Source organism: Aminobacter sp. MDW-2, assembly GCF_014250155.1.
GTDB lineage: Bacteria > Pseudomonadota > Alphaproteobacteria > Rhizobiales > Rhizobiaceae > Aminobacter > Aminobacter ciceronei.
Window position 1 is genome coordinate 2,711,720 of sequence record NZ_CP060197.1, and the last position, 24,076, is coordinate 2,735,795.

Sequence of the window (24,076 nt, forward strand, 5' to 3'; positions counted from 1 at the left end):
AGGCGCTACTGTTGGGCATGCTCAAACCAGTCGAAGACGCCCAAAGCACATTGTCGCGACGCCTGCTGCAACTCCTGCGGCCGCTGGCGATGTCGAGCCGTACGGCGCGCGGGCCGGGGCTGCACACATTCGCCCGCCAACTGTTCAGCTATTGCTGCATCGAGCGCGAGCGACTGGTGAGCGTTGTTTCGGAAATGCCGAGAATCGGCATCGTGCTTAGCGGCGAAAAGGAGTTCTGGCTTGGCGACGCCGGCCAGCGTTTCGTGGCGGGTGATGTGTTCGTGCTGCCGGCGGGTACGCCGTTCGACGCGGTCAACATTCCCTCTGAAGCCAACGGCCTCTACGAGTCGCTGCTGCTCGAGGTCACCCAGGTGCCGAAATGGGTGCAGGAAATGCCGGGCGCTGCCCGCCCAGTCGTCGGCTTCGACCTGCGCGTGCCACTGTCTCAGGAACTCGTCGATGCGCTCGGCCATGCCGCCATATCGCTCGGCGGGTCCGATCATGCCGCGGTGCTGGCCGAACATCGCCTCGCCGAAGTGCTCATCCTGCTCAGGAAGTTGCCGGTGGCACAGCCGCTGTTTGCGCAGTCGCTGGCCGAGCGCGCAGCATGGCTGGTGGCGCGCGCGCCGGCCAGGCGCTGGACGGCCGAGGAGATCGGGCGAGAGCTCGGTGTCGGCGCCTCGACGCTGCGGCGCAAGCTGGTCGAAGCGGGCACCTCGTTGCGCGGCGTCCAGGCGTCGGTCAGGATGCAGCTGGCGCATGAGATGCTGGCGCGCGGCGAGAGCAACATCACCGATGCGGCCGATGCCGCCGGATACGCTTCGAGGTCGCATTTCGCCCGCCGCTTCCAGGCGGTCTATGGCGCGTCTCCGGCTGAAGTCCGGTTGCGCCAGCCAACGCAGCAGGGTTGATCCGCGCAAAACCTTGCCGGAAGGCCGGCGGGGGAGGATACTGCCTCTCCGTGGATGCATTTTAGGGCGATGACCCGGATGCCCGCCCCGGCCTTCATGCCGTGCTCCGTGGCACCGGAGGGAGGTGTGCAGTGACGACATACATCATGCTGATCAACTGGACCGACCAGGGCGTGCGCGACGTTCGTTCGTCGCCCAAGCGGCTCGACGCGGCCAAGAAGCTGCTCGGTGAAATGGGCGGCTCATTCAAGCAGTTCTATCTGACCATGGGCGAGTACGACATGGTGGCGGTCGCGGAGGCGCCCGACGATGCGGTGGTGGCGCGTTTCGCGCTGATCCTGGGACAGGCCGGCAACATCAGGACACGCACGCTGAAAGCCTTCCCCGAACTTGCCTATCGCGAGATTATCGCTTCGATGGGCTAGGCGGATCGCCACGGCGCAAGCCCGCTGCCTGCGCCGTGGCTCGAAACGCCTCGACTGAATCAAGATGACCGTCTAAGCTTCGGAAAAACAACGGGAAGAACCAGATGTCGTTTCTGAAGAGACTTTTTGGCGGGGGCGGGAGCTCTGTCGAGACCCAGACGGCAGCGGTGGCCAAGGAGATCGAATACAAGGGCTTTGCCATCAAGGCGATGCCGTACAAGGAAGGCGGCCAGTTCCAGACCTGCGGCATCGTTTCCAAGGATGTCGAGGGCGTGGTCAAGGAACACAAGTTCATCCGCGCCGACCGTTTCGCAGCGCTCGACGACGCGGTCGAGGTGTCGCTGACCAAGGGCCGTCAGCTCGTCGACGAGCAGGGCGAACGCATGTTCGGCTGACGGAGCGCGCGCCTCGTGCCGCTTCATCATGTTGCCCTAATGCAACTTTTTGTCGCAATGAGAGCTTTCTGTTCGATCCTGCCTTGCGTGGCGGATTCATGAAACCCTAGGGTTGTCGCATCCGAATCTGGGAATGCTCATGAAAGCCGTTCTTCTCGCCTCGTCGATCCTCTTCGCCGCAACCGGCGCCGGCGTGGCTGCCGATGCGGTCGCAGCTGACCCGGTGGCAGCACCTTACAACTGGACCGGCTTCTATGCCGGCGTTCATGGCGGCTACTCTTGGGGCAGTGGTGACGGTGCTTATCCGCACCCTGTCATCGGACGCTTCGAGACAGCGTATCCCGAGGCCCGCGGCGGCCTGCTGGGTGCCCAGGTCGGCTACAACCATCAGTGGGGTTCATGGGTTCTCGGCCTGGAGGGCGATCTGTCCTACTCCTGGGCGGATGGGAGCTCCAGGATCAACGAATTTCCCGCCGAGACGGACAATGGTGCGCGCAACGACAACGAGTATTCGTTCCTTGCCAGCATCACCGGCCGTGCCGGCTACGCGGTCGACCGCACCTTGTTCTATGGCAAGGCGGGCATTGGCTTTACGCGGCTCGAAATGAGCGACTTCACGGACCCGAACACCTTCAACTCACGTGGATCCAAGACGCTGACCGGCTGGACGATTGGCGGCGGCGTGGAGCATGCGCTGAACGACAAGTGGTCGGTGAAGGGCGAGTACCAGTTCTATCACTTCTCGGGCGACGTGGCGCTGGACGATCCCATTCCGTTTCGCTCCTATGAGGGCGATTTCAACGTCCACGCCGTCAAGATCGGCCTGAACTACAAGTTCTGAGGCGCGCCATATCAACCCTGGCCTCGCGCCGGGGTTTTTTTGTTTCCGAGGGCTGTGGCCAAGCCTAGCCGAGCGACCTGACATAACCGATGTAGCCGCGCACGTCGTTGGCTGGTTCGGTGTAGGCGTCGCCCAGCGATTTCTCCATGGCCGCAACATAGGCCTTTGCCCAGGCCGGCAGCGGATAGTCGATGACGGCGAGGAATTCCAGGGTCGCGGCGAGCCGGATGTCGGCGATTGACGGGCTGTCGCCGCCGATGAAGGGCTTGTCCTTGATGTAGAAGGAGCGAAACACGTCGAGCGGCTCGGCGAGGGCTTCGACGGCGGCCTGGCGCGCCTTTTCCTTTGTCGGCGCGTCAGCGTCGCTGTAGCCGACTTCGCCGGGATATTGCGGGAAGTTGAGTGCCGGGTAGGTGGCGCGCGCGAGATAGGGATAGAATGTGCCGATGAGGTAGAACATCGCGCTGTCGATCATCGCGCGCCGCTCGGCATCCCTGGGGTAGAGGTTGTCCAGTCCGTGCTTGTTGGAGAGGTACTGCATGATGGCGCAGCTCTCCCACAACACGCCGTTTGGTAATTCGGCGCTTTCGATCATCGGTGTGAGATGGGCCGGGCATGCAGCGAGATATTCCGGCGTGCGGGTCTGGCCGTAGACGTCCTTTTCGGTGAAGCCGAGTCCCGAGGCACGCAGGAACACCCGCGCGCTCAAGTTGTTGACGCTTGGCTTGATGACGTTGAGCGTGATGTCGGCCATGTCAGCTTCTCCCGGGTTCAGCTCTTGCGATAGGGATCCTTGGGTTCCCGCCCGGCCGACAGGGTCGACCGGCTGCGCTCGGTGAGCGCCTCGATGGCGTCGGCAAGGTGGATTTCGGCGATGTTGTAGTCACCGCGGGCGACCCTGACCTTGTGCGCCTCCATCAAAACGTCGGCATGGGTATGCCCCGCCGGCGGCTCGAACCGGTAGGAGGCGAGCTCGATCAGGAGGCCGAGGGGATCCTCGAAATAGATCGAATCCATGAAGCCGCGATCCTTGACGCCGCTGTGCTTGATGGCGCGCTCGTCGAGGCGCTCGACGGCCTGCAGGAACGTCACCCGCGAGACAGAGAAGGCGATGTGGTGCACGCAGCCGACGTCGGTCGGCGTCCGCTTCGGGTCAGGCTTGCGGTTCTCGTCGGTGAAGATGGTGATCAGGCGGCCGTCGCCGGGATCGAAATAGAGGTGGCTCTCGCTTGCCTTGTCGAGATTGGGTTGCTCGAAGATGAAAGGCATGCCCAAAATGCCTTCCCAGAAGTCGATCGAGGTGTTCCGGTCAGCGCCGACAAGGGTGATGTGGTGTACGCCTTGCGCCTGGAGCTTTCGCATGTGCAATCCTCCGTCGGCAGCAGTGTCGCACAAGCCCCATCACAAGCAATAGACCGAAGGAGTGGCGCTGTCTGGCCTTGCTGACACTTGGACGTGCACGCAGCAATCGAATTTCAAACAAAAAACCCCGGCATTGGGCCGGGGTCTGTGTGTGCCGCGTACGAACGAAGCCTTGGCGCCAGAGCGTCAGCTCCTGAGGCCGGGGGCTTCCTGGCCGGTGCGCTCGACATATTCAGTGTAGCCGCCGCCATAGGTGTGGATGCCGTCAGGGGTGAGCTCGAGCACGCGATTGGACAAGGCGGCGAGGAAATGGCGGTCGTGCGAGACGAACAGCATGGTGCCCTCATATTGCGAGAGCGCAGTAATCAGCATTTCCTTGGTGGCGATATCCAGATGGTTGGTGGGCTCGTCGAGCACCAGCAGGTTGGGCGGATCAAACAGCATGATCGCCATCACAAGGCGGGCCTTTTCACCGCCTGACAGCACGCGGCACTTCTTTTCGATCTCGTCGCCGGAGAAGCCGAAGCAGCCGGCGAGCGCGCGCAACGGTGCCTGGCCGGCCTGCGGGAAGGTGTCCTCGAGTTGCTGGAATACGGTACGATCGCCGTCGAGCAGATCCATGGCGTGCTGGGCGAAATAGCCCATCTTGACGCTGGGGCCGCGCGCGACCGTGCCGTTGTCGGGATTGGAGGCGCCAGCGACAAGCTTCAGCAGCGTCGACTTGCCGGCGCCGTTGATGCCCATGATACACCAGCGTTCCCTGCGGCGAACCTGGAAGTCGAGGCCTTCATAGATGGTTTTCGAGCCATAGCTCTTGTGCACGTTCTTGAGCGTGACCACGTCCTCGCCCGAGCGCGGTGCCGGCTGGAATTCGAACGACACTGTCTGGCGGCGCTTCGGCGGTTCGACCTTGTCGATCTTGTCGAGCTTCTTGACCCGGCTCTGCACCTGGGCGGCGTGCGAGGCGCGCGCCTTGAAGCGTTCGATGAAGGCGATTTCCTTGGCCAGCATCGCCTGCTGGCGTTCGAACTGGGCCTGCTGCTGCTTGTCGGCCAGCGCTCGCTGCTGCTGGTAGAACTCGTAGTTGCCGGTGTAGGCGGTCAGCGAGCCGCCGTCGATTTCGACGACCTTGTTGACGATGCGGTTCATGAACTCGCGGTCGTGCGAGGTCATCAAAAGCGCGCCGTCATAGTTCTTGAGGAAGGCTTCGAGCCAGATCAGGCTTTCCAAGTCGAGATGGTTGCTCGGCTCGTCGAGCAAAAGCGCGTCGGGGCGCATCAACAGGATCTTGGCGAGTGCAACGCGCATCTTCCAGCCGCCGGAGAGCGCGCCGACGTCGCCGTCCATCATTTCCTGGGAGAAGCCGAGACCGTCGAGCACCTCGCGGGCGCGGCCGTCGAGTGAATAGCCGTCGAGCTCCTCGAAACGGCCCTGGACCTCGCCATAGCGCTCGATGATCTGGTCCATCTCATCGGCGCGGTCGGGATCGACCATCGCCGCTTCCAGCTCGCGCATCTCGGCGATCAGCTCGCTGATCGGACCGGCGCCGTCCATCACCTCGGTGACCGGGCTGCGGCCTGCCATGTCGCCGACATCCTGGCTGAAATAGCCGATGGTGACGCCGCGGTCGACCGAGACCTGGCCTTCGTCGGGCTGCTCCTGGCCGGTGATCATGCGGAACAGTGTCGTCTTGCCGGCGCCGTTCGGGCCGACGAGGCCGACCTTCTCGCCCTTCTGCAGGGCCGCCGAGGCCTCGATGAAGACGAGTTGCTTGCCGTTCTGCTTGCCGATGTTTTCGAGACGAATCATGATTTGTAGGACCCAGAGGATTGGTCGGGTCACCACGCCATCGGTTGCGCCCGCAAAAGAGATCGCCCGTAAAGCACTCCGCACCTTGGCGCGCAAGGGCCGCCGATGTCACAGGCACCGGCGGCGCGGAGACAAAAGCATCTTGCTAACCGAGCAAGTGGCGCAGGACGCCGGCCGACGCGATGCCGACGATGACGGTCGGCAGCATCGACAGCCGCGTCGCCGCAAGCACGGTGATGGCGAGCGCCAGAAGATCGGCCGGATTGTCGGAGACAAAATCAGGCGCGATGACCGAGATCAGCACGCAGCCCGGTGCTGCTTCCATGACAGCAGTGGCGCGCGGGCTCAGCGTCCGGTTGCGCAGCATGACGTAGCCGCCGATGCGGGTGAGGTATGTGACGCTGGCCATCAAGACGATGGCGAGAAGGTTGATCTGGTCGATCATGCTTCACCTGCCAGGACATAGGCCGCAACGAGGCCGGACAATGCGCCGGCGGCGACATACCAGGCGCCGGGAACCAGGAGATAGACGATGGCGGCAACGACGAGGCTGACCAGCCATGGCCGTGCGGCGGCGACGCCTTTCCACATGCCGGCGAGCAGCACAAGGAACACCGCCGGGAAAGCCATGTCGAAGCCATAGGCCTCGACGTCGCCGAGCACCGGGCCAAGTGCGCCGCCAAGCCCGGTGAAGACGACCCAGGCGAGGTAGAAGGGGATCGATGCGCCGGCATAATAGGGCAGGCTGAAGGCCGGGCCTGAGCCCGCCGCAGCACGTTTCCTGGCGTCGGCAAGCCCGAGCGCCCAGCTCTCGTCGCACATCAGGAAAAGTGCCGGAAATACCTTGCGCCTGGGCAGGTGGCGCAGGAACGGCGCAAGGGCCGCTCCCATCAAGAGGTGGCGGCTGTTGACCAGGAAGGTGATGGCGACGATGAGCAGCACATGCGGCGGCGAGGTCCACAGCTGGATCGCGGCGAATTCGGAGCCGCCGGCGAAGTTCAGGCCGGTCATCAACGGCACCTCGACAGGGCTCAGCCCCTTCTGCGCCGCCTGGGCGCCAAGCACCAGCGCATAAGGCACGATGCCGAGCAGCACCGGCGTGCAAGAGCGCATGCCGCGCCAGAACTCGGAACCGCTGCCGCCTTCTGCCCGGTCGGACAATGTGGCCTGTGAAACACTCATGCAATCATCCCGCGCGCCTTGCGGGGCGCGCCTTCCCAAAAGGTTCGAGGTGATGGTGTCGAACGGCAATCTAGTCCAAGGCGGGCGCAATTTGGTTGCGAAGATTGTTGAGTTTGGTGCCGATATGGCATCTGATGCGGCAGATGGCTAAAAAATTGGAATTCTGAGCCAATGAAGCTGGATGACATCGACAAGCGCATCCTGCGTGCCTTGCAGCGCGACGGCCGGATGGCCAACAATGATCTGGCGCGCGAGGTCGGACTGTCGCCGTCGCCCTGCCTGCGGCGCGTCAAGCTGCTGGAGGAGGCGGGGGTCATCGACCGCTACGTCGCCATGCTCAATCCGGCCAAGATCGGCAAGGGGCAGACTTTTTTCACCCGGATATGGCTGAAAGCGCAGGACGAGGACACGATCGAGCACTTCGCCGCCGAGGTGGCGAAGCTGCCCGAAGTGCTGGAATGCTACCTGATGCTCGGCGACTGCGATGCCATGGTGCGCGTCGTGGCCGCCAACATCGACGCCTACCGGCGCTTCCAGTCCGAGCATCTCAGCCGCATCAAGGGCGTGCAGAACGTCAAGACCGACGTGCCGAGCCAGACGATCAAACAGACGTCGGAGATGCCACTCTAGGCGGCATTGGGGGAGAAAAGGGCCCCGGCGGTTGCCGGGGCCATTCGTTTTCGTCAGGCGGGCTGGACCAGGTTGGCCAGCAGGCGGAAGGCGCCGGGCACCAGCTTGTCGAGCTGGTGGTGCAGCACGAGCGAGGTGTGGGTGTGGCGGCCCTTGCCGATCTCGGCCGACAGCAGCGAGCCTTGCAGCTTGTCCTCGCCCTTGTCGCTCATCGCCAGCAGCGGCTTATAGGCCTTGTCCCACTCGGAGGCGAAGTAAAGGCCGCGCTCCTTGTCCCAGTTTGCCCAATCCTCCGGCCCGATCTTGTTGGGCTTGTTGAGCAGCGGGTGCTCGGGCTCCAGGATATCGACCTCGGAACTAGCGTCGGTGACGCGGTAGCGGATCGAGGGCGAGCCGATCTTGAGGAACAGCGGTGGCACTTTCTCGGCATCCCAGCCGTCGCTGGGGCGGTGGTAGAGCGTGACCAGATGGCCGCCATCCTGCACCCACTTGTGCAGTTCGGGCACGGCTTTGGCGAGGTCCTTGCGCTTGCCGAAAGCGAAGATGCCGACGACGATGGTCTTGAGGTCGCGATATGCACCCTGTCCGACTTCGGCCGGGCTGAGCTCGACGACATCGATGCCGAGGCGCTTCATCCACAGGCCGACCTTGTCGCTGCCGCCGCCGATGTAGCCGACCTTCAGGCCGGTCAGCTCGGCGCCCACCGTCTGTACCGGAACCGACACCCTGGTCGGCACGACGGAGCGGCCGATATGTGGGTAGGTGAAGGTGTTGATGGCATAGGCGTCCTTGCCGAGCAGCTGGGGTTCGATGGCAAAGCGGGTTTCGCCGGGTTTCGCCGGCGGCTGCAGGTCGAAGGTGCCTGAGTTGCCAGACGCCTCACCCGACGGGTTGAGTGCCCAGCCTTCCGGCAGATCGATCTTGAGGTCGCCGACCTTGGCGTTGGTGACGGTGGCGGTCATGGCGACGGGTGCCAAGTCGGCAGCGGTATTGAACACCACCGCGTCCGGCTTCAGCTCGAGCGATGCCGCGGGCACCACCCGGAGCGCGTCCTCGAGGTCGACGTCGAGCACCGCCGAATGGCCGCCGATGTTGGCAGTCAGGCGCACGAAGGCATCGCCGTTGCCGCCGAGCGGGTCGAACTGCTCGGTAAGCGGATTGGTGAGCTCGGCGTCGGCTGCGACGGAAAGCTGGTCATTGCTCGCCGTCAGGCCCTTGCGGGCGATGATCTCGGCCGATTCAACGACAACGTTTTCAGGGGCTTCGACCAAGGTCTTGATGGTGATACTGTCGCCCGGCTTGAGGTCTTCGCCTGAGGTGAACGCTCTGACATGCATGCCTGCGGCGGTTGCCAGAACCAGGTCGATTTCGCGCGCCTTGCGGTCGAGGCGATGGGCAACCTCGGCGCGCAGCTCCTGCGGCAGCTGCTTGCGGGCCTCTGATATGGCCTTGGCAATCTCGACGGCCTTGGCGGTCACCACGACGGGGTCGCCATAGTCGGCGATGGCCTCGTCGATCAGGCCCTGGGCGTTGCGCAGGGCGTCCGCCGAGGAGGCCGGCATGCCGTCGAGCTTGGCGATGTCGCCGACGGTGGCGATCAGGCCCTCGCGGATGTCACCTTCGGTCTTTGCCGGCTCACCCTTGGCGACGCGGGCGAGATGCAGCTGCCACTCGGTCTGCGGCTCTTCCCGCCATTTGCCCATGCCCTGGGTCAGGTGGCAGGAGCGCGACCACTCGCCCATCTGCGGGAAGGTGGCTCCCGAGATCTTGTCGCGCTCGGGCGCAGTGACGGTCAGAGTGGTCGGGGGCGGGGGCGTTTCATCGTCATAGACGCCGCCACCACCGCCATAGGCCGGTGAATAGATCTTGGGCACGTTCCATGGGTCGAGGCCGGCGGCGAGCTGTTCGGGATACTCCTTGGCGTCGCCCGAAATGTCGGCGGAGATGAAGGTAGCAACGACGGCGGCGCGGTGCTGGCCGTGCTGGCCAGGCACGTCGAGGAAGCAGTTCATGACGATGTCGGGCTTGTACTGGCGGAACGCCCAGGTCATTCGCTCGACGACACGGTCGCGGCCCCAGCGGTCGATGGTGGCGTTGGGATCCTTGGAGAAGCCGAAATCGTGCACCGAATCGGAGTGGCCGCGGCCGCCGAAGGCGAGCGAAGCGTCAAGTGAGCGCGAGGCTTACTGCATTTCGCGTGTGCGAAGCACGCCAAGCACCGAACCGCGCTCGGCGCCGATGCTGTTCTGGCCGCCTTCGCCGCGCGTGATGCAGTAGAGCACCGGGCGGATGCCGTAGACGTGGCGCAGGGCGGCGAGCAGGCCGCTTGGCTCATCATCGGGATGGGCGCCTGTGGTCATGAATGTGAGCGTCGAGGTGAGGCGCTCCAGGCGGCGGTGCAGGGTCACGATTGCCGGCTCAAGCTTCTGCCTGGCGATCAGTTCGAGGTCGGTGGCGGGCGTGGAGTGCGCAGCGGTGCGCATGGCCAGAAGGGCAGGCGGCAACGAGGCGATGAACAATCGCCGGGTCATCGTGGACATGGAAATCTCCTCTCGTAATCAGGCGGCGCCGTGAGGTGGCAGCTCCCCTCCCGTGGGCGCCTGCGCTGGCCAATGGAGCCAGCAAGCAGACTATGGCCAGCAAGATAAAATAACTCAAGTAAGTTTATGTAATTGAGAAGGTGCTTACCTATGGTGAGGCGCCGACGGCGGGAGTATGGGAAAGTGATGCCCTCTGCGCCTGCAGCGGCGGTGTTTTTCGCCTGTCGTCGCTTGCTTCGTCCTGTGCCTGCGACATTGGAGGCGGATGCTGGTCCGGCATCGAAAGACAACTGGATCAACGAGGGTGGGCAAGCACGGTGCCGGCACGCACCGACAATAAGAATCGGGCGAGCGCTGACTGCGTCCGCCCGATGGCAATCGTGGCGATCGTAAGGGTGCTATGCGGCAATGGCCGTATGGACTGAGGATGCAACCAGCGCATCGACCTTGGCCGTTGCCTTGGCGAGGGCTGCCGTGACTGCGTCCGGGCCCATGCCGACGCCCTCGATACGGACGACCTCGACGTCGGTCATGCCGATGAAGCCGAGCACGCTGCGCAGATAGGGGATGGCGTGGTCCATCTGGACGGCAGCACCTTCCGAATAGATGCCGCCTGAGGCCAGCACGATATAGACCTTCTTGCCGGTGACCAGGCCTTTGGGGCCGTTTTCGCCATAAGCGAAGGTCTTGCCCGAGCGGGCGACGTGGTCGACCCACGATTTCAGCGTCGACGAGATGTTGAAGTTGATGAAGCCGGTGGCGAGGATGACGGTGTCGGCGGCAAACAACTCGTCGAGCACGGCGTCGGACACGCCGACGACCTCGGCCTGGCGCTTGGTCCGGGCTTCAGCCGGCGTGTAGATACCCGTGGCGTAGTCGGTATCGATATGCGGCAGCGGGTTGGCGACGAGGTCGCGGACGACGAGAGTGGCCGCGGGATAGGCGGCCACCAGCTTGTGGGCAAATTCGGTAGCGATGCGGGTCGAATGCGAGGCGGCACCGCGGGGGCTGGACGTGACAAGCAGGACGGACATGGCGGTTTCTCCTGGGGTTGGATTGTTCGATGCGTTGAATATGGTCGAGCCAACCCATTTGAAAAACTGGCATATTTTATATATTATCCATCGATAATCTGGATGGATAGATGCAGCCCAATCCCACCCTCGACCAGCTACAGGTCTTTGTCGTCGTGGCGGAAACCGGAAGTTTTTCCGCCGCCGGCCGCAAGCTCAACCGTGCGCAGTCGGTCATCAGCTATGCCATTGCCAATCTCGAGGCGCAGTTGGGTCTCAGGCTGTTCGAGCGCGAAGGCACGCGCGAGCCGCAGCTGACCGACGTCGGCAAGACGATGCTGGAAGATGCGCGCCGCATGATCGGCGTGCTGCAGCGGATCCGCTCGCGGGCCAGCGGCCATCAGCAGGGACTCGAGGCGGAGGTCGCGATGTCGGTCGAGGTCGCCTTGCCGTCGCCGGTGCTGGTCCCGGTGCTGAAGGCGTTCGAGGAGCGATTCCCGACCGTGGCGCTGCGCCTGCATGTCGGCTCGCTCGGGCTGATCGTCGATCAGGTCATGACCGGGCAGGCCGATCTCGGAGTGGGCGGCATAACTGGCGAGGCCGAGGTGCAACTTGTTCGCCTTGGCTTCATGTCCATGGTGCCGGCAGCTGCTCCCGATCACCCGCTGGCGCAGATTTTAGGACCGGTGCCGCTGGAGGAAATGCGCGAGCACATCCAGCTTGTCGTGTCGGACCAGTCGGACCGGACGCGCGGACGCGATTTCGGCGTGTTCGCCTATCGCACCTGGCGGCTGACCGACATGCGCACCAAACATGCGCTCATGCGCGAGGGGCTCGGCTGGGGCGGTCTGCCGCGCTGGCTGATCGCCGACGATCTGGCCAATGGCCGCCTGGTCGAGCTCAATCTCGAGCCTTACAGCGAGCAGCGCTCGCCGCTGTTTGCCATGCACCGCGCCGACAGCACGCCAAAGCCGGCGGCGGCCTGGCTGATCGAGCAGTTCAAGCGCGAGCTTGGCTGTTTCAACGAGTTCGAGCCGCAGCGCCAGACAGCGACCGGCATGGCGTGAGCGTCAGGCCGGCTGCGCGGCCGTCATCAACCCGTCGATCAGCGCCGAGATGACCGCCATCTGGTCGGCGAAGGGCGCGCCCGTATCGATCGCCAGCGCGGCGCGATCGAAGGTGGCTGCGAGCAGGCTGGTAAGGGTGGTCAGCGGTAGCTTGCGCATTGCGCCGGCACGCATGGCCGCTGCGAGGCCTTCGCGCAGCGTGCGGTTGCCATGGCGGTCGTCGATGGCGTCCATGCCTGGACGGCCGAGCACCGCGGGTCCGTCGAGCAGCAAAAGCCGCGTCCGTCCCGGCATCTGCATCGCCCGGAGATAGGCTTCGGTACCGACAAGAAGCGCTTCGCGGGCGCCAAGGGAGACGAGTGCCGCGCGTTCGATCTCTTCGGCAACCGCATGCGCCTCCTGCTCGACGACTGCCGCAAACAGCGCCTGCTTGTCGCTGAAGTGGTGATAGAGCGCGCCGCGCGTGACGCCGGCCGCAGCCACGATCTCCGGCGTGCCGGTTTCGGCATAGGATTTTTCGGTGAACAGCCTGCGCGCGGCAGCGATCAGGTCGCCGCGCGTCGCCTCGGTGCGGTCACGGTTGGAACGGCGCTCGGTTTTCACTTGCATACATTCAGCCTGTATGTTAATTCGAATTTACATGCAGACTGTATGTTGATTGAGGAGAGAAGGAAAGCCATGAAAACGACCAGCTACTATCCCGTGATCATGACCGGCGACGTCGCCGGCACCGCCGCTTTCTACGTCAAGCACTTCCGCTTCGAGTCACAGTTTGATGCCGGCTGGTATGTCCACCTGCGGTCGGCGGAAGACAGGGACGTCAATCTCGCCATCGTCCAGGGCGACCACGAGACGATCCCCGAGGAGGGGCGCGGGCGGGTTGCCGGCCTGCTGATCAATTTCGAGGTCAAGGATGTCGATGCCGTGCATGCGCGGGTCGTCGCGGAAGGGCTGCCGATCCTGCGGTCGCTGCGCGACGAAGACTTCGGGCAGCGCCACTTCATCACCAGGGACCCCAATGGCGTGTTGATCGACGTCATCACGCCGATCCCGCCGAGCCCCGAGTTTCTGGCGCTGTATGCGCCGGGTACGGTTGACGCCTGAACGCAAACGAAAACGGAGGCGCCGCGAGGCGCCTCCGTCACTTTATCACTATGGCTTCAACCTGGCCGGCAGGCTCAGTCCTGGATGTAGCAACGCTTGCGCATGCCGGGCGCCGGATCGCCGAAGGTCTCGTTGTCGCAATCGACGCCGTCGCGGAAGACGCCTTCCTCGAACTGGCTCATCGTGCCGTAGCGCACTCGCTTGCGGCCGTAGAAATCGCAATAGTCGTTCTCGCTGGCGCAGGCCACCCAGCGCTTGCGGCGCGGTTCGCCATAGCCGCCATCGCCATAGTCGCGGCTGCGCCGGCCGCGCTCGACGATGTAGCATTCCTTGCGCAGGCCCGGTGCCGGATCGCCGAAGCTGCGGTTCGAGCAGCGGACCGCGGGCGCGTCGATGAAGCGCGAGGTGGTCCTGCCTTGCGCGCCATAGACGACTTCTGCCGGATAGGGCAGGCGGCAGGTGCCGCCTTCCGATGCGCAGCGGATCAGCCGTTGAGCCTCTGCAGGGGTGGGGGTGACGGCGGAGACGGTTGCCGCCAGTCCGGCGACGCAGATCGATGCGAAGGCCGTTCGCATCGTAAGGGTTTGGGCGATTGACACGATAGAAGTCCTCGAAACGTTGGAGGCCTCGACCTTAGCGAGCATGGCTTGAACGTAAGATGAATGCGGCGTTTTGAAGAAAGGTTCGGCGCCCGGCCAGACAAGATGCCCACGCAAAAGCTGCCAGCAGAAAACCGGCTATCACCCTTGCCTTGTCCACTTGCGGGGCTCTGGTGAGCAGCGGACGCTACCTCGCTCGACAACGGCCAAAATCATCCCAATACCTCCACCAGCGCCGTGCGCCGCGTACCTTCGTACATTTCAAACTGCCGTCCGGCGCGAAGGCGCTGGTGTGGCGCCAAAACTGACAGGAAATAGGCGCTCACATTACCCCTGTCGAACGCGAGCACGACGCTCCAGATCTCTCCGGATGGCCAGTCCACGTCTTCTTCAAACCTTGCAGTGGTTGAATAGACCCCATCTGTCGGTTCAGGGTCGCCACCAAACCAGGTGAGGCGAACGCGTGCGGCAGGGATTCCAATCTGCTCGAGCATGCTGTTTCCAGTTTCGCGAGGCCAGAACCATTGGCAGCGCCTGATCTAGGCCTTGGCCGGGCGCTCCTGCACCGGATAGACCCGGTCGTAGGCTAGGTTGAAGACGAATGCGTAGGCCATGTAGAAACCCGCAAAGGACGCATCCATCAGCAGCGCCTGAAGAAGGCTCACGCCGAGATACCAGGCAATGAACGGCATCAGGACGGCGAGAAGCCCGACCTCGAACAGGACAGAGTGAGCGACACGCACAGGCAGCGATTTCCGGACGCTGCCTTTGATCGCCAGAAGCAGGTGGTCGAAGCCGAGATTGAACAGGTAGTTCCAGATCGTTGCGATCGTCGCGCTGACGATGGCGACGGCGCCGATGTCGCCCATCGGCATATGGAAAGCCCAGGCGCCAAGCGGCGTGACCAGCGCCAGCCCGATCAGTTCGAAGCTGATGGCGTGGCGAACACGATCAAGAGTGGTGCGCATATTAGCCCCCGTGGGATTTCGGCCCGTTCCGAAAAAGCGTCCCAGATGGGGGAGATGGTCCTCGCTTCGGAAGCAAGATTAAGAACCGTGCCAGATGTTCAGTACTGCCATGGTCGGTTGTTCGATGGTGCCAGGGACGATCGCAGGCCTGTAACTGCCGTCCCGCGCGGCGCCGGTATTGTCCGGCTACTTCCTGCGATGGGAAAGGATCGTGCCGGCGCCGGCCAGCGTCAGCACGGCGCCGGCAATGAAGGGCGGGATGAATACGGCGAGCGCCTCGGTGTCTTCCCAGCGCAGGCGGAAATCGTTGCAGCCGGTGCCGCAGCCATGGGCGTTCAGCCAGATCCAGCCGCCGAAGGTCGCCGAACAGACCAGGACGCCCAGGACGAGCAGTGCATATCCCAACAGCCGCAGCAGAGCCTCCTGCGCAAACAAAAACGGAGGCGCCTGTGCAGCACCTCCGTCCATTGATGTCAATCGGCGCCCTAACGGCCGAAGGTGAGTCAATCCAGTGGCTTGGCCGGTGCGGTTGAGAAAATGAATCCGGCCGACGTTCCCTCCTAGAGGCTCGGGCCGTCCTCGCCGGCGGCCTTCTTGTCGCCTTTGGAGAGGCCGGTCAGGCGGTCGATATAGGCAAGCAGCAGCGCCGACAGCACGAAGGCCAGGTGAATGATGGTCAGCCACATCAGCTGGTCGGAGGTATATTGCTGGGCGTTGAGGAAGACCTGCAGCAGGTGGATCGACGAGATTGCGACGATTGTCGAGGCAACCTTGATCTTGAGCGAGCTGATGTCGATCGTGCCGAGCCAATGGACCTCGCCGTCATGATTGTCGAAGCGGCTGACAAAGTTCTCGTAGCCCGAGATGATGACCATCACCACCAGCGAGGCGACAAGGGCCGCGTCGATCAGGCCGAGCACCTTGAGGATGGTGTCGGTGTCGTCGAGCACCATCACCTTCATGACGAACTCGTAGAGCTTCTTGACGAAGGACAGCGCGTAGATGCCGAGCGCCACGGCGAGGCCGAGGTAGAACACCACGAGCAGCCAGCGCGAGGCGAGAATGATGGATTCGACGGCGTGTTCGAGGCGTTTCATGAGACGTCCGAAAATGGCGATTGGAAAATGAGGCGGTGCCGACGAATGCAACAGCTTGGCGGATAAAACAAGGCCCGGCCGCTGGAGGGGGATTCGGCCGGGCCTGATCTCCTTGAACGCCGGAGATGGGACGGGGCAGGGAACCACGTCATCCACAAGGTGGCATCAAAATCCAGCGATTCAATGGCCAAAGCCGGGTGATCGCGTGATTGTTACCGGCGATTTCATGTCCGAAAAGGATGCTTTGGCGGCAAAAACCCGCCCTGCAGTGCGCGGGGCGGGTTTCGTTTCAGTGTCTTCAGCCGCTAGTTGGCGCTGGCGATCGGTGCCACCAGCGGGGTGATGCGGCGGATTGCGACGCGGCGGTTCTCACGCTCCGGCTTCTGTGACTTCACCTTGAGGTAGCGCTCGCCGTAACCCTGCGTCGACAGGTTCTCCGGCTGGATGCCGAAGACGTTTGTAAGCGCGTCCGCCACGGCCTCGGCGCGGCGATCCGACAGCGCCAGATTGGCGACATCGGAACCGACGGCGTCGGTGTGGCCCTCGATGAGGAAGGTTTCGGCCGGGTTCTTCTTGAGCAGCTTCTCCATCGCGTTGGCGACGCCCTCGAGCTTGGCGATCTCGCTCTCGGGGATCGAGGCCGAGCCGAACTCGAAGCTCAGCGTGTCGAGATCGACGCGCCGGGCGATGTCGCGGACACGGGCCGAACGCTTGACCTCGTCGACCGAATAGAGCCGCTTGACGCGTTCCACAGGAGGACGTTCGAGGAAGTCGTAATAGGCGTCGTCATCCTCGACATATTGCGCGTCGAGAATGTACTCGTTGCGCGGAATATTGAGCTGTAGGGGCGGCAGGTCGAGACCCGGATCGCGCCACTCGTCCATACCCTCGTAATACTGGTCGTCGACATAGCTCAGCACATATTCGCGGCCATCGGGGGTGATGCGCGAGCGCTGCACGATGTCGCCATATCGGTTGCGGATGGTGATGATCTGGTTGCCATTGTCGCGAACGATGACTTCGCGAGTACGGCCGCGCGGCAGTTCCTCGTAATAGACGTCCTGCGCATCACGCGTGATACGCGGCCGGTCGTTGCTCTCGACGATGATCTCATTGTTGATCTGGATGATCACCCGATCGCCGATCTCGCGCAGGAACTCGCTGCCTTCAGGTCGCGGCCTGCGGCGCAGGTCTACCTCGGGCATCTTTTCGATGCGGGTGCCCTTTTCGGCAGTGACGGCCTGGATCTCGACAGGCTGGGCTGCCTCGGTGGCCGTCTTGTCGTCAACCGGCGGCGGCCCCGGATCGACGGGCACCGGTACCGGCTGCGCCGCCTGCTCGCCAGTCTGGCCCTCGGGCGCGGGCTGAGCGGGCTGGCCTTCGGCAGCCGGCTGCCGGCCACCAGCCTCGGCGGGTGGCGCTTCCTTCTGGCTGTCAAGCATCGGCGCCTCGTTGGGGTTCACCGGTGGCTGGTTTGCAGGTGCTTCGCCCTGCTGGGCAGGCTGTTGTGGCTGTTCACCAGTTGCCGGTTGCTCGCCGGTCGCCGGCTGCTCGCCAGTCGCGGGCTGCTCGGTCGAAGGCTGCTGCGCGGCAGGCTGTTCGCCCTGCGCTGGCGCTTCACCTGCGGGTGCGGTGGTTTCGGGCGCCGGAGCAGGGGTGGGAACCTGTTCCGGGGTCGCTTCTGCAGGCTTCTCCGCCGGTTGCTCGGCAGGCTGTTCGGCCTGGGGCTTCTGCTCGGGCTGGGCCTCGGGCTGCGGTGCCACCTCAGGCGTCTGGGCCGGCTCTTCGGCCTGTGGTTCCGGTTGAGGCGCTGCCTCCGGCTCGGCGGCAGGCTGTTCTGCCTGGGGCTGCTGCTGTTCGGCGGCGGGCTCGCGCTTCTTACGCTTGGGGGCGGGTTCTTCCGCCTGCGGCTGAGGCTCTGCCTGCGGCTCGGGTTCAGCCTGCGGTGCGACATCTTGCTGAGGTGCTGGTTCTTCCGCCGGCGCCTCGCGCTTCTTGCGGCGTGGCTCGGGCGCTGGTTCTTCGGCCTGCGGTGCCGGCTGCTCTGCCTGCGGCTGCGGCGCGGGTTCCGGCTGTGGCTGCGGTTCGGGCTGAGGCTCAGGCTGCGGGGACGGTTCCGGTTGCGCCTCCGGGGCAGGGGCCTGCTGGCCACCACCCTGGCGTGCTGCACAAGCTTCCGCCGATTCGCCTTCCTGGCAGTCCGACTGAACGCGGATCAGCGGCAGCGCAGCCCCCGCTTCGTTCAGCGCGCCGTTCGGCAACGGCATGGCGCCCAACGGCGCGGATGCCATGAACAGGCCGATTGCCGTGCCTGCGAGAATCCGTGGTTGGCGTTTCATCGTTGGAAATCTCCTCGAAGTGAAGTTTGGTCCCGTCCCGGCCCAAACAGATGGAACCGTTAATGGTTCCGCTTGTCGTGGCAGTCGCATCGCATCGGGGCGATTGCCCGACGGCAACATGGCAATATCGTGGTTTCGCTGAACTGGCGATGAATGAGAAGGGCGGCTTGACGCGCCCCCCTTTCGGGGCCAAATGCCAGCCATGGACGATGCCTATTGGAAAACGACGCCGCTGGAGGCAATGAGTCCGAGCCAGTGGGAACAACTCTGCGACGGCTGCGGCAAATGCTGCCTGTCCAAGCTCGAGGACGAGGATACCGGCGAGATCTATTGGACCAGCGTTGGCTGCCGGCTGTTCGACGGCGCGACCTGCCGCTGCGCCGACTATGCCAATCGCCTTGCGCGCGTGCCGGACTGTGTCGGGCTGACGCCTGAGAACGTGCGCACGATTTCCTGGCTTCCCAGCACATGCGCCTATCGCCTCGTCGGTGAGGGCCATGATCTCTATTGGTGGCACCATCTTGTTTCGGGCAGCCGCGAGACGGTGCACGAGGCCGGCGTATCGGTGCGCGGCAAGCTGACCGCCTCCGAGGATGATATGGCCGAGCCGGAAGACTATTTCGACCACATGCTGGACGAAGAGCCGTAAGCGCCAAACTCGCCCGACACAATACGGTCAAGGCCCTTCGGGTGGACGGCCAAGGCCCTTCTGGTGGCTGTCTTCCATCTGCGCGACGGCTCACGCATTGTTGCAGTGCGTAAAAAATACTTAGCAGAATCAAATATTTGATACATGAACCGAAAATGAATGCGTGGTTCGAAAACGGTTCAGCTTGGGTGGCGCATTGTCTGGTCATCGCTCAGGCAGAGATGGCCTGACGCCTCGGGTTCAAGGAGAAGACACAATGTTCGACAAGATCAAGATCGCGGCCCTTTCTGCCGTCATCGGCTTCAGCACGCTGGCCGCCATTCCTGCGACCGCACAGGCCGACGGCCTTTATCTCAATCTTGGCCAGGGCTCGCCGAATGTCGGCGTCTACATCCAGGACCGCGACGGCCGCCGCGACAACCGCTGGGACAACCGCCACGACAATCGCTGGGGTCGCCCCGGTGGCCGCTGGGACCGCGCCTGCTCGCCTGACCGTGCTGTCGACAAGGCCGAGCGCATGGGCCTGCGCCGCGCCCGCATCGTCGATGTCAACCGTCGCTCGATCACGGTGAGCGGCCGCAAATATGGCGAGCGCGTCGCGATCACCTTCGCCCGCGCCCCGAACTGCCCGGTCGTCCGCTGGTAAGTCGAAACGCGACCTGAACAGCGTCGGGTAAGCCCGATCGCAGTAGCGGGAGCCCCTTTCCTCTCGGGGAAGGGTGGTGGCTCCAAACAAAACCCCGGAGGCCTTGCCTCCGGGGTTTTTCATATTCTTTCCAGCTGTTGGGGTGTCGGACTGCCTGGATGCGATCCGTTTGCCCGATCCTGCCGCGCTTCCGAACGCGCGGCAGGGCGCCCGATGTCAGATCGTCAGTTCTTCAGTTCGAAGGTGACGTTGACCTGGACGCGGTAGGCGTTTTCGCCGGCCTCGACCGGTGCTGCGCCGGCTGCGCGGTCGAACGACTTGGCCTGCATCGGCATTGGCGGCGGGGCATAGGACTGGTCCGTGATCTCGAGCACCTTGCCGACTTTGACGCCGGCGGCCTCGGCCAGCACCTTCGCCTTGGCGATGGCGTCGGCCACCGCAAGCTTGCGCGCCTCGGTGATAACGCCTTCCGGCTTCTCGTTGGTAAAGGTGATGCCGCCGCCCTGGTTGACGCCGAGGGAGACGGCCTTGTCGAGAACCTCGCCTGTCTTGGCGATGTCGCGGACGCGCACCGACAAGGTGTTGATCACTTGGTAGGCGACGAGCTCGGCATCCTGCGAGCCATCGGGCTTGTTGGTGTAGTTGTAGCGCGGCTGGATCTGGATGCCGGCGGTCTGCAGGTCGCGCTCGGCGACACCCGCTGCCTTCATCGCGGCGATCACGGCAGCCATTGCTTCGTTGTTGGCGTCCAGCGCCTCGCGGGCGGTCTTGGCCTCGCGCATCACTGACAGCGACAACAGAGCCAGATCGGGTGCCACCGAGGCTTCGCCTTCCCCCGTCACGACGATGCGTGGCGACGGTTCGTTATCGGCGCGGGCGGCAGCGGCGGGAAGTGTCAGTGCCGCTGCAAGTGCAAGCGCCATGTATTTGCGATTCATAATATAATCTCCGTTGTCCTGAGCCCTTCGGGAGTGTCAGATAGGGGCGGATTATGGGTGGATTGCGGCAGCGCGCAACAGATGCGCGAAGATGGCTTGTGCCAGCGCGCAAAACTGACTATCCAGCCCGCATGTGGGGCCTGTAGCTCAATGGTCAGAGCCGGCGGCTCATAACCGCTTGGTTGGGGGTTCGAGTCCCTCCGGGCCCACCAAATATTTAATGAAATCAATCGCTTATTTGGCGGTTAGCCACAAGGGTTAGCCAGCCGGTTCGCCAAGGCTATTTCTTGCGCACCATCCGGGCGACTCTGTCCATGCCCTGGACTGCAAGCCGAACTTGCGAAGCTTCGCGCGAATACAGCTCTGCATGCTCGATATTGTCGTGGCCAAGCACCTCCATCAACTGACGGGTGGAAGCCTCTGCTTCGGCGAGATAAACGCCCAGCGACTTCCGTAGCCCGTGCAGCGTGAGGCCCGCCGGCAAACCTGCCAGTTTCGTCCAATGGGCCATAGCGCCAGTCAGAGACTTGGCCGAAAACGGTTTGCCATAGGCGGTCACCAAGATCGTCTCGCCGTCGTGGTCGAGCGCATCGAGGATCTCGGCCAGCATTGGCGTGATCGGGACGAATATACGCTTGCCACCCGTCTTCTTGGCGCTCTTGCCTTGAACAATATCGAAGCCGTCGACGATGCGTTCTTCGCCGTCAATGATGATCCTCTTTTGAACCCGCTGGTCCTTGCGCAGGCCGGCGACATCGCCCCGCCGGTTGCCGAGCCACAAGGCGAGCCCATAGCAGGTGCGCGCGGCCGACCCGAGAGGCCAACGCTCTTCGTACTTCGTCATGGCTTCCTGCGGCCATGCCTTCCAGCCTGTATAGGCCGGGCGCCATTCAACCAGATGTGTTGGGTCTGCTTCGATCCAGTCCTCTCGGGCTGCGACCCTGATCAGTTTACGAATGGCTACCAGTAGGTGCTTGGCCTTGTGCGGCGTCGCTACGTAGGTGCCAAGGATTTCTTCGACGTGGCCGCGGCGCAAATCCTTCACCTGAACATCGCGCCAGGAGAGCGGGTTGTCATCGACGATGCGCGTCGCCAGAAATTCCTCGATCAGCCGACCATTCATCGATCGCGTAGCTTCGTCGAAGGCAATCCATTTTGCGGTCAACTTCAGCAGCCGGTAAGCCGCGCCAAAGGTGGCAGGCAATGCAGCACCCGGCATCTGCACGACAGCAGCCTTCTTGGGCGCTCGCCCTTCAACGGCGGCTTGGTATGCCTCCTCGAATGCAGGATCGCTGGGTGAGGGCATGACGACATTCCGGCCCTTGTGACGATACCGCCAGCGGGTTTTCCCGTGGCGGTCCTCGTAGCTCGAAAGGCCTGGATAGTCGCTGATGTTCATGGCCCGGACGCTAAGCTTTCCGGTGCCTGCCCTGCAAGAGGAAGTCGACGATGTTTTCTTCGTCATCACCCGGAAGATCGGTGAACGCGGCATCAAGCTTGATGCGGTCCCACACGACGCGGCCATCGATCCGCTTCGGCTTTGGCATGCGCTTTTCGGCCACAAGCTGATCGAACTTGGTCGCGCCGACACCCACGTAGCGAGCGGCCTCCTCGCGACAGAGGCCCCGCGGCCAATATGGTGCAAGGTCTCCCCGCGTCAGGGCTCGGAGCGAGGTCGTTGGGCGTCCTTCGGGGCGCTCGGTCATACGCCGCCCTCCTCGCAGCAGGCGCGTTGATGGCCGGCTACTTGCCGGTGACAGAAATCAGCCGCAAATTGCAGAACAGGCCCGGGGGGATCATCATGATGGGTTGGTTGCGTTCGAATGCCATGTGGGTCGGTTTGAGCGCGCTGGCGGTAGTTGCCGCGATCATCATTGGCGGGGTCGACTACTTCGACCTGACAGAAACTATCGATGAAAACTGCGACTCCGTTGTCGAGCGATTGCATCCTATTCGGTGGTTGCTTCAATTGGCAGTCAGGTCTGGGTGCGCGCTGCAATCGCTGTCCGCAACTATTGCCATGCTTGGGACTGCGTTGACTGCCGTATTTACGGGCACGCTTTGGTGGTCGACCAACAGGCTTTGGCAGGCAAGCAGGGACCAACTCACCGCCGCCAGAGATGCAATAAGTGTTTCCGAACGACTGGGTGAGATTCAGGCGCGCGCATACGTCCAATTTCAGCATATGGACATCTCGACTGCTTACGACGGCGCAGGAAAGCAGATCTTTGTGTTTAAGCCGACGTTTGTGAATTCCGGGCAAACACCCGCTCTGGTTCGTAAGACGATTGTTCAAACCAGGATCGTAGAGGACGGCCGACCCGAAACGCTCGATTGGGGCCACAGCCTTGTTGGCGAGGATGCCCAGATCGCGCTCGGAAGCGGAATCGATGTGGCTGTGGCAACGCTCACTGTGCCGCTCAATGATGCTAAACGCTTGGGCCCCGGCTACCGGCTGTTCTACCGTTTCACGGTTGACTACAGTACTGTCTTTTCCGCAGACAAGACCTTTCGGACAGAGCACGCAATCGAGGTGGTTGCTGAAGGCAATCCCTCGCAGGCATTTGCCGGCGCGAGACCGTCTAGTGTATTTAGCTTCGCTGCCCAAGCGAAGGGCACATCTATGACCTAAGCGCGTCATACAAATATCCTCTTATGCAAGGGCACAGGACCAGCAGGACTGCGCCTGCAAGCGCCGTCTGGTGATGTCGCCCAGCTTGGGAACGTCCGGATAATGGTGAGCGAGGACGGCTGACCGGAAGGCCTCGATCTCGGCAAAGGCAGCGGCCTCCCAGCCGAGCGGAGCAAATGCGACCGATGCCGCCTCGATGCCGCTGCAAAGGCTGAGGAACCTCATGGCAGCTCACCCCCTTGCGCGCTGGCACTAGGGGCGACGAGAGCGGCACAGCGGCGTCTGGTTTCATCGGCCTCCTTGTTGTCGCCGTAGTCGCAGTCTCCGCAAACGTGGCATTGGAGGACGGGGACGGAACAGCCGCAATCGGGACTGCAGCCGGCGTTGCAACCACCTATCGAAACCCATGTGTGCCGACCGAGCTCCCGGCAGGTTGCACGTGCGGCTTCTCGCTCTAAGCGGGCGACCACTGCACGTGCCTCGTCCAATCGATTGGCAAGAGTGCTCATCGGTCGCTCTCCCCCACAGCCGGGGAGCGGCGCGAGGCGAGAACGATGCGCTTGCCAGCCTCAATGTCTCCGCTGATTTCATAGAGCTTGATTGCCAATTCGAACGGGTCGATCCCGTGCGAGCGCCAGAACAGCAGTTCGTTTTCCGAATGCTGTTGCTTGTGCTCTGCCGTCGTCAGGGGGAGCGTCCAACTGTCGTCGGGCTTCTGCTGCATGCCGGTGTGCTTCTTTCGATGCACGGCGCTGCCGATGCGGATGTGGCAGGCTTCGCAGCCGAACAGTCCAGAGAGGACACTCGGCAACTTCCTGATGAACGCCAGATGCGCAAGGTCTTCCATGCGCTTGGTGGCCTTGGACGATTTGTCCAGCGAGAAGGCCGTCGAAGGGCGGGCGATCTGGAACATCACGCCACCTCGACCA

The 24,076-nt window shown here is 63.2% G+C and carries 30 protein-coding genes and 1 tRNA gene; 11 read left to right on the plus strand and 20 right to left on the minus strand.

What is annotated here, in order from left to right; genetic code table 11:
* The first annotated feature begins 17 nt into the window (after positions 1–17).
* The 4 genes from H5P29_RS13260 (at position 18) to H5P29_RS13275 (ending at position 2,572) form a co-directional block, all read left to right on the plus strand.
* Positions 18–911: a helix-turn-helix domain-containing protein gene (locus H5P29_RS13260; RefSeq protein ID WP_185910355.1), complete on the plus strand. Its 894-nt coding sequence runs from the start codon at positions 18–20 to the stop codon at positions 909–911.
* A gap of 131 nt (positions 912–1,042) precedes the next feature.
* Positions 1,043–1,336, plus strand: a complete 294-nt coding sequence (locus H5P29_RS13265; protein WP_067959851.1) for a GYD domain-containing protein — start codon at positions 1,043–1,045, stop codon at positions 1,334–1,336.
* A gap of 104 nt (positions 1,337–1,440) precedes the next feature.
* Positions 1,441–1,731, plus strand: a complete 291-nt coding sequence (locus H5P29_RS13270) for an HlyU family transcriptional regulator (protein WP_067959855.1) — start codon at positions 1,441–1,443, stop codon at positions 1,729–1,731.
* Positions 1,732–1,870: 139 nt separating this feature from the next.
* Positions 1,871–2,572: an outer membrane protein gene (locus H5P29_RS13275; RefSeq protein ID WP_169808325.1), complete on the plus strand. Its 702-nt coding sequence runs from the start codon at positions 1,871–1,873 to the stop codon at positions 2,570–2,572.
* A gap of 64 nt (positions 2,573–2,636) precedes the next feature.
* Here the strand turns inward: H5P29_RS13275 and H5P29_RS13280 are convergent, their stop codons facing one another.
* The 5 genes from H5P29_RS13280 to H5P29_RS13300 form a co-directional block, all read right to left on the minus strand.
* Positions 2,637–3,326, minus strand: a complete 690-nt coding sequence (locus tag H5P29_RS13280; RefSeq protein ID WP_067959860.1) for a glutathione S-transferase family protein — start codon at positions 3,324–3,326, stop codon at positions 2,637–2,639.
* Between the two features lie 17 nt (positions 3,327–3,343).
* Complete coding sequence (locus H5P29_RS13285; RefSeq protein ID WP_067959863.1) at positions 3,344–3,934, minus strand: VOC family protein; 591 nt, start codon at positions 3,932–3,934, stop codon at positions 3,344–3,346.
* A gap of 186 nt (positions 3,935–4,120) precedes the next feature.
* Positions 4,121–5,743: an ABC-F family ATP-binding cassette domain-containing protein gene (locus H5P29_RS13290; RefSeq protein WP_067959867.1), complete on the minus strand. Its 1,623-nt coding sequence runs from the start codon at positions 5,741–5,743 to the stop codon at positions 4,121–4,123.
* A 145-nt stretch (positions 5,744–5,888) separates the two neighbouring features.
* On the minus strand, positions 5,889–6,188 hold the full coding sequence (locus H5P29_RS13295) for an AzlD family protein (RefSeq protein ID WP_067959871.1): 300 nt from the start codon (positions 6,186–6,188) through the stop codon (positions 5,889–5,891).
* Complete coding sequence (locus tag H5P29_RS13300; RefSeq protein WP_067959875.1) at positions 6,185–6,925, minus strand: AzlC family ABC transporter permease; 741 nt, start codon at positions 6,923–6,925, stop codon at positions 6,185–6,187. The genes H5P29_RS13295 and H5P29_RS13300 overlap by 4 nt, the downstream gene beginning before the upstream one ends.
* Positions 6,926–7,096: 171 nt before the next feature.
* On the opposite strand from H5P29_RS13300, the gene H5P29_RS13305 reads away from it, so the two are divergent.
* Positions 7,097–7,555 carry an Lrp/AsnC family transcriptional regulator gene (locus tag H5P29_RS13305; protein ID WP_067959879.1) on the plus strand — a complete coding sequence of 153 codons (459 nt, stop codon included), beginning with the start codon at positions 7,097–7,099 and terminating at the stop codon, positions 7,553–7,555.
* A 53-nt stretch (positions 7,556–7,608) separates the two neighbouring features.
* Here the strand turns inward: H5P29_RS13305 and H5P29_RS13310 are convergent, their stop codons facing one another.
* The 3 genes from H5P29_RS13310 to H5P29_RS13315 form a co-directional block, all read right to left on the minus strand.
* The gene (locus H5P29_RS13310) at positions 7,609–9,681 is read right to left on the minus strand and encodes a PIG-L family deacetylase (RefSeq protein ID WP_246670739.1); all 2,073 of its coding nucleotides are present in this window, start codon (positions 9,679–9,681) and stop codon (positions 7,609–7,611) included.
* 57 nt (positions 9,682–9,738) lie between these two features.
* Positions 9,739–10,095 (minus strand): PIG-L family deacetylase, encoded by a 357-nt coding sequence (locus H5P29_RS32565; protein ID WP_246670740.1) that lies wholly within the window; start codon positions 10,093–10,095, stop codon positions 9,739–9,741.
* A 398-nt stretch (positions 10,096–10,493) separates the two neighbouring features.
* On the minus strand, positions 10,494–11,129 hold the full coding sequence (locus tag H5P29_RS13315) for an FMN-dependent NADH-azoreductase (RefSeq protein WP_067959884.1): 636 nt from the start codon (positions 11,127–11,129) through the stop codon (positions 10,494–10,496).
* A gap of 110 nt (positions 11,130–11,239) precedes the next feature.
* Here H5P29_RS13315 and H5P29_RS13320 point away from each other — a divergent pair, with 110 nt between their 5' ends.
* On the plus strand, positions 11,240–12,175 hold the full coding sequence (locus H5P29_RS13320; protein WP_154384858.1) for a LysR family transcriptional regulator: 936 nt from the start codon (positions 11,240–11,242) through the stop codon (positions 12,173–12,175).
* 3 nt (positions 12,176–12,178) lie between these two features.
* Here the strand turns inward: H5P29_RS13320 and H5P29_RS13325 are convergent, their stop codons facing one another.
* Positions 12,179–12,784 (minus strand): TetR/AcrR family transcriptional regulator, encoded by a 606-nt coding sequence (locus H5P29_RS13325; protein ID WP_154384859.1) that lies wholly within the window; start codon positions 12,782–12,784, stop codon positions 12,179–12,181.
* Positions 12,785–12,853: 69 nt separating this feature from the next.
* On the opposite strand from H5P29_RS13325, the gene H5P29_RS13330 reads away from it, so the two are divergent.
* Positions 12,854–13,279, plus strand: coding sequence for a VOC family protein (locus H5P29_RS13330; protein ID WP_067959892.1), 426 nt, complete (start codon positions 12,854–12,856; stop codon positions 13,277–13,279).
* Positions 13,280–13,353: 74 nt separating this feature from the next.
* Here the strand turns inward: H5P29_RS13330 and H5P29_RS13335 are convergent, their stop codons facing one another.
* The 6 genes from H5P29_RS13335 to H5P29_RS13360 form a co-directional block, all read right to left on the minus strand.
* The gene (locus H5P29_RS13335) at positions 13,354–13,878 is read right to left on the minus strand and encodes a hypothetical protein (protein WP_083948758.1); all 525 of its coding nucleotides are present in this window, start codon (positions 13,876–13,878) and stop codon (positions 13,354–13,356) included.
* Between the two features lie 212 nt (positions 13,879–14,090).
* Entirely contained in the window at positions 14,091–14,372 is a 282-nt protein-coding gene (locus H5P29_RS13340) for a hypothetical protein (protein WP_154384860.1), read from the minus strand.
* A gap of 45 nt (positions 14,373–14,417) precedes the next feature.
* A complete protein-coding gene (locus H5P29_RS13345) occupies positions 14,418–14,846 on the minus strand; it encodes a PACE efflux transporter (protein WP_154384861.1) in 429 nt (142 codons plus the stop codon).
* Between the two features lie 186 nt (positions 14,847–15,032).
* Positions 15,033–15,251, minus strand: coding sequence for a hypothetical protein (locus H5P29_RS13350; protein ID WP_157097055.1), 219 nt, complete (start codon positions 15,249–15,251; stop codon positions 15,033–15,035).
* A gap of 155 nt (positions 15,252–15,406) precedes the next feature.
* The gene (locus H5P29_RS13355) at positions 15,407–15,943 is read right to left on the minus strand and encodes a TIGR00645 family protein (RefSeq protein WP_067959907.1); all 537 of its coding nucleotides are present in this window, start codon (positions 15,941–15,943) and stop codon (positions 15,407–15,409) included.
* Positions 15,944–16,248: 305 nt separating this feature from the next.
* Positions 16,249–18,282, minus strand: coding sequence for an OmpA family protein (locus H5P29_RS13360; protein ID WP_067959910.1), 2,034 nt, complete (start codon positions 18,280–18,282; stop codon positions 16,249–16,251).
* A gap of 202 nt (positions 18,283–18,484) precedes the next feature.
* On the opposite strand from H5P29_RS13360, the gene H5P29_RS13365 reads away from it, so the two are divergent.
* Together H5P29_RS13365 and H5P29_RS13370 are read left to right on the plus strand one after the other, a co-directional pair.
* Entirely contained in the window at positions 18,485–18,931 is a 447-nt protein-coding gene (locus H5P29_RS13365) for a YcgN family cysteine cluster protein (protein WP_067959912.1), read from the plus strand.
* A 256-nt stretch (positions 18,932–19,187) separates the two neighbouring features.
* Positions 19,188–19,577, plus strand: a complete 390-nt coding sequence (locus H5P29_RS13370) for a hypothetical protein (protein ID WP_067959914.1) — start codon at positions 19,188–19,190, stop codon at positions 19,575–19,577.
* 224 nt (positions 19,578–19,801) lie between these two features.
* Here H5P29_RS13370 and H5P29_RS13375 read toward each other — a convergent pair whose 3' ends face one another.
* On the minus strand, positions 19,802–20,515 hold the full coding sequence (locus H5P29_RS13375; protein WP_067959916.1) for an SIMPL domain-containing protein: 714 nt from the start codon (positions 20,513–20,515) through the stop codon (positions 19,802–19,804).
* Positions 20,516–20,651: 136 nt separating this feature from the next.
* Between H5P29_RS13375 and H5P29_RS13380 the strand changes: the two genes are divergently transcribed.
* Positions 20,652–20,727: transfer RNA gene (locus H5P29_RS13380), tRNA-Ile, on the plus strand.
* Positions 20,728–20,795: 68 nt separating this feature from the next.
* On the opposite strand, the gene xerC is transcribed toward H5P29_RS13380, so the two are convergent.
* Positions 20,796–21,914, minus strand: coding sequence for a tyrosine recombinase XerC (xerC, locus tag H5P29_RS13385; RefSeq protein WP_154384863.1), 1,119 nt, complete (start codon positions 21,912–21,914; stop codon positions 20,796–20,798).
* 10 nt (positions 21,915–21,924) lie between these two features.
* Positions 21,925–22,221, minus strand: coding sequence for a hypothetical protein (locus H5P29_RS13390; protein ID WP_246670741.1), 297 nt, complete (start codon positions 22,219–22,221; stop codon positions 21,925–21,927).
* Positions 22,222–22,250: 29 nt separating this feature from the next.
* Between H5P29_RS13390 and H5P29_RS13395 the strand changes: the two genes are divergently transcribed.
* Entirely contained in the window at positions 22,251–23,147 is an 897-nt protein-coding gene (locus tag H5P29_RS13395) for a hypothetical protein (protein WP_154384864.1), read from the plus strand.
* Positions 23,148–23,168: 21 nt separating this feature from the next.
* Here the strand turns inward: H5P29_RS13395 and H5P29_RS13400 are convergent, their stop codons facing one another.
* Together H5P29_RS13400 and H5P29_RS13405 are read right to left on the minus strand one after the other, a co-directional pair.
* Positions 23,169–23,372, minus strand: coding sequence for a hypothetical protein (locus H5P29_RS13400; RefSeq protein WP_154384865.1), 204 nt, complete (start codon positions 23,370–23,372; stop codon positions 23,169–23,171).
* 280 nt (positions 23,373–23,652) lie between these two features.
* On the minus strand, positions 23,653–24,060 hold the full coding sequence (locus tag H5P29_RS13405) for a hypothetical protein (RefSeq protein WP_246670742.1): 408 nt from the start codon (positions 24,058–24,060) through the stop codon (positions 23,653–23,655).
* Positions 24,061–24,076 lie beyond the last annotated feature (16 nt).

Coding starts and splice junctions, on each gene's coding strand:
- H5P29_RS13260 (WP_185910355.1), top strand. CDS start 18: ATGCTCAAACCAGTCGAAGACGCCCAAAGCACATTGTCGCGACGCCTG.
- H5P29_RS13270 (WP_067959855.1), top strand. CDS start 1,441: ATGTCGTTTCTGAAGAGACTTTTTGGCGGGGGCGGGAGCTCTGTCGAG.
- H5P29_RS13275 (WP_169808325.1), top strand. CDS start 1,871: ATGAAAGCCGTTCTTCTCGCCTCGTCGATCCTCTTCGCCGCAACCGGC.
- H5P29_RS13280 (WP_067959860.1), bottom strand. CDS start 3,326: ATGGCCGACATCACGCTCAACGTCATCAAGCCAAGCGTCAACAACTTG.
- H5P29_RS13285 (WP_067959863.1), bottom strand. CDS start 3,934: ATGCGAAAGCTCCAGGCGCAAGGCGTACACCACATCACCCTTGTCGGC.
- H5P29_RS13290 (WP_067959867.1), bottom strand. CDS start 5,743: ATGATTCGTCTCGAAAACATCGGCAAGCAGAACGGCAAGCAACTCGTC.
- H5P29_RS13295 (WP_067959871.1), bottom strand. CDS start 6,188: ATGATCGACCAGATCAACCTTCTCGCCATCGTCTTGATGGCCAGCGTC.
- H5P29_RS13300 (WP_067959875.1), bottom strand. CDS start 6,925: ATGAGTGTTTCACAGGCCACATTGTCCGACCGGGCAGAAGGCGGCAGC.
- H5P29_RS13305 (WP_067959879.1), top strand. CDS start 7,097: ATGAAGCTGGATGACATCGACAAGCGCATCCTGCGTGCCTTGCAGCGC.
- H5P29_RS32565 (WP_246670740.1), bottom strand. CDS start 10,095: ATGTCCACGATGACCCGGCGATTGTTCATCGCCTCGTTGCCGCCTGCC.
- H5P29_RS13315 (WP_067959884.1), bottom strand. CDS start 11,129: ATGTCCGTCCTGCTTGTCACGTCCAGCCCCCGCGGTGCCGCCTCGCAT.
- H5P29_RS13320 (WP_154384858.1), top strand. CDS start 11,240: ATGCAGCCCAATCCCACCCTCGACCAGCTACAGGTCTTTGTCGTCGTG.
- H5P29_RS13325 (WP_154384859.1), bottom strand. CDS start 12,784: ATGCAAGTGAAAACCGAGCGCCGTTCCAACCGTGACCGCACCGAGGCG.
- H5P29_RS13330 (WP_067959892.1), top strand. CDS start 12,854: ATGAAAACGACCAGCTACTATCCCGTGATCATGACCGGCGACGTCGCC.
- H5P29_RS13340 (WP_154384860.1), bottom strand. CDS start 14,372: ATGCTCGAGCAGATTGGAATCCCTGCCGCACGCGTTCGCCTCACCTGG.
- H5P29_RS13345 (WP_154384861.1), bottom strand. CDS start 14,846: ATGCGCACCACTCTTGATCGTGTTCGCCACGCCATCAGCTTCGAACTG.
- H5P29_RS13355 (WP_067959907.1), bottom strand. CDS start 15,943: ATGAAACGCCTCGAACACGCCGTCGAATCCATCATTCTCGCCTCGCGC.
- H5P29_RS13360 (WP_067959910.1), bottom strand. CDS start 18,282: ATGAAACGCCAACCACGGATTCTCGCAGGCACGGCAATCGGCCTGTTC.
- H5P29_RS13365 (WP_067959912.1), top strand. CDS start 18,485: ATGGACGATGCCTATTGGAAAACGACGCCGCTGGAGGCAATGAGTCCG.
- H5P29_RS13370 (WP_067959914.1), top strand. CDS start 19,188: ATGTTCGACAAGATCAAGATCGCGGCCCTTTCTGCCGTCATCGGCTTC.
- H5P29_RS13375 (WP_067959916.1), bottom strand. CDS start 20,515: ATGAATCGCAAATACATGGCGCTTGCACTTGCAGCGGCACTGACACTT.
- xerC (WP_154384863.1), bottom strand. CDS start 21,914: ATGAACATCAGCGACTATCCAGGCCTTTCGAGCTACGAGGACCGCCAC.
- H5P29_RS13390 (WP_246670741.1), bottom strand. CDS start 22,221: ATGACCGAGCGCCCCGAAGGACGCCCAACGACCTCGCTCCGAGCCCTG.
- H5P29_RS13395 (WP_154384864.1), top strand. CDS start 22,251: ATGGCCGGCTACTTGCCGGTGACAGAAATCAGCCGCAAATTGCAGAAC.
- H5P29_RS13400 (WP_154384865.1), bottom strand. CDS start 23,372: ATGAGGTTCCTCAGCCTTTGCAGCGGCATCGAGGCGGCATCGGTCGCA.
- H5P29_RS13405 (WP_246670742.1), bottom strand. CDS start 24,060: ATGTTCCAGATCGCCCGCCCTTCGACGGCCTTCTCGCTGGACAAATCG.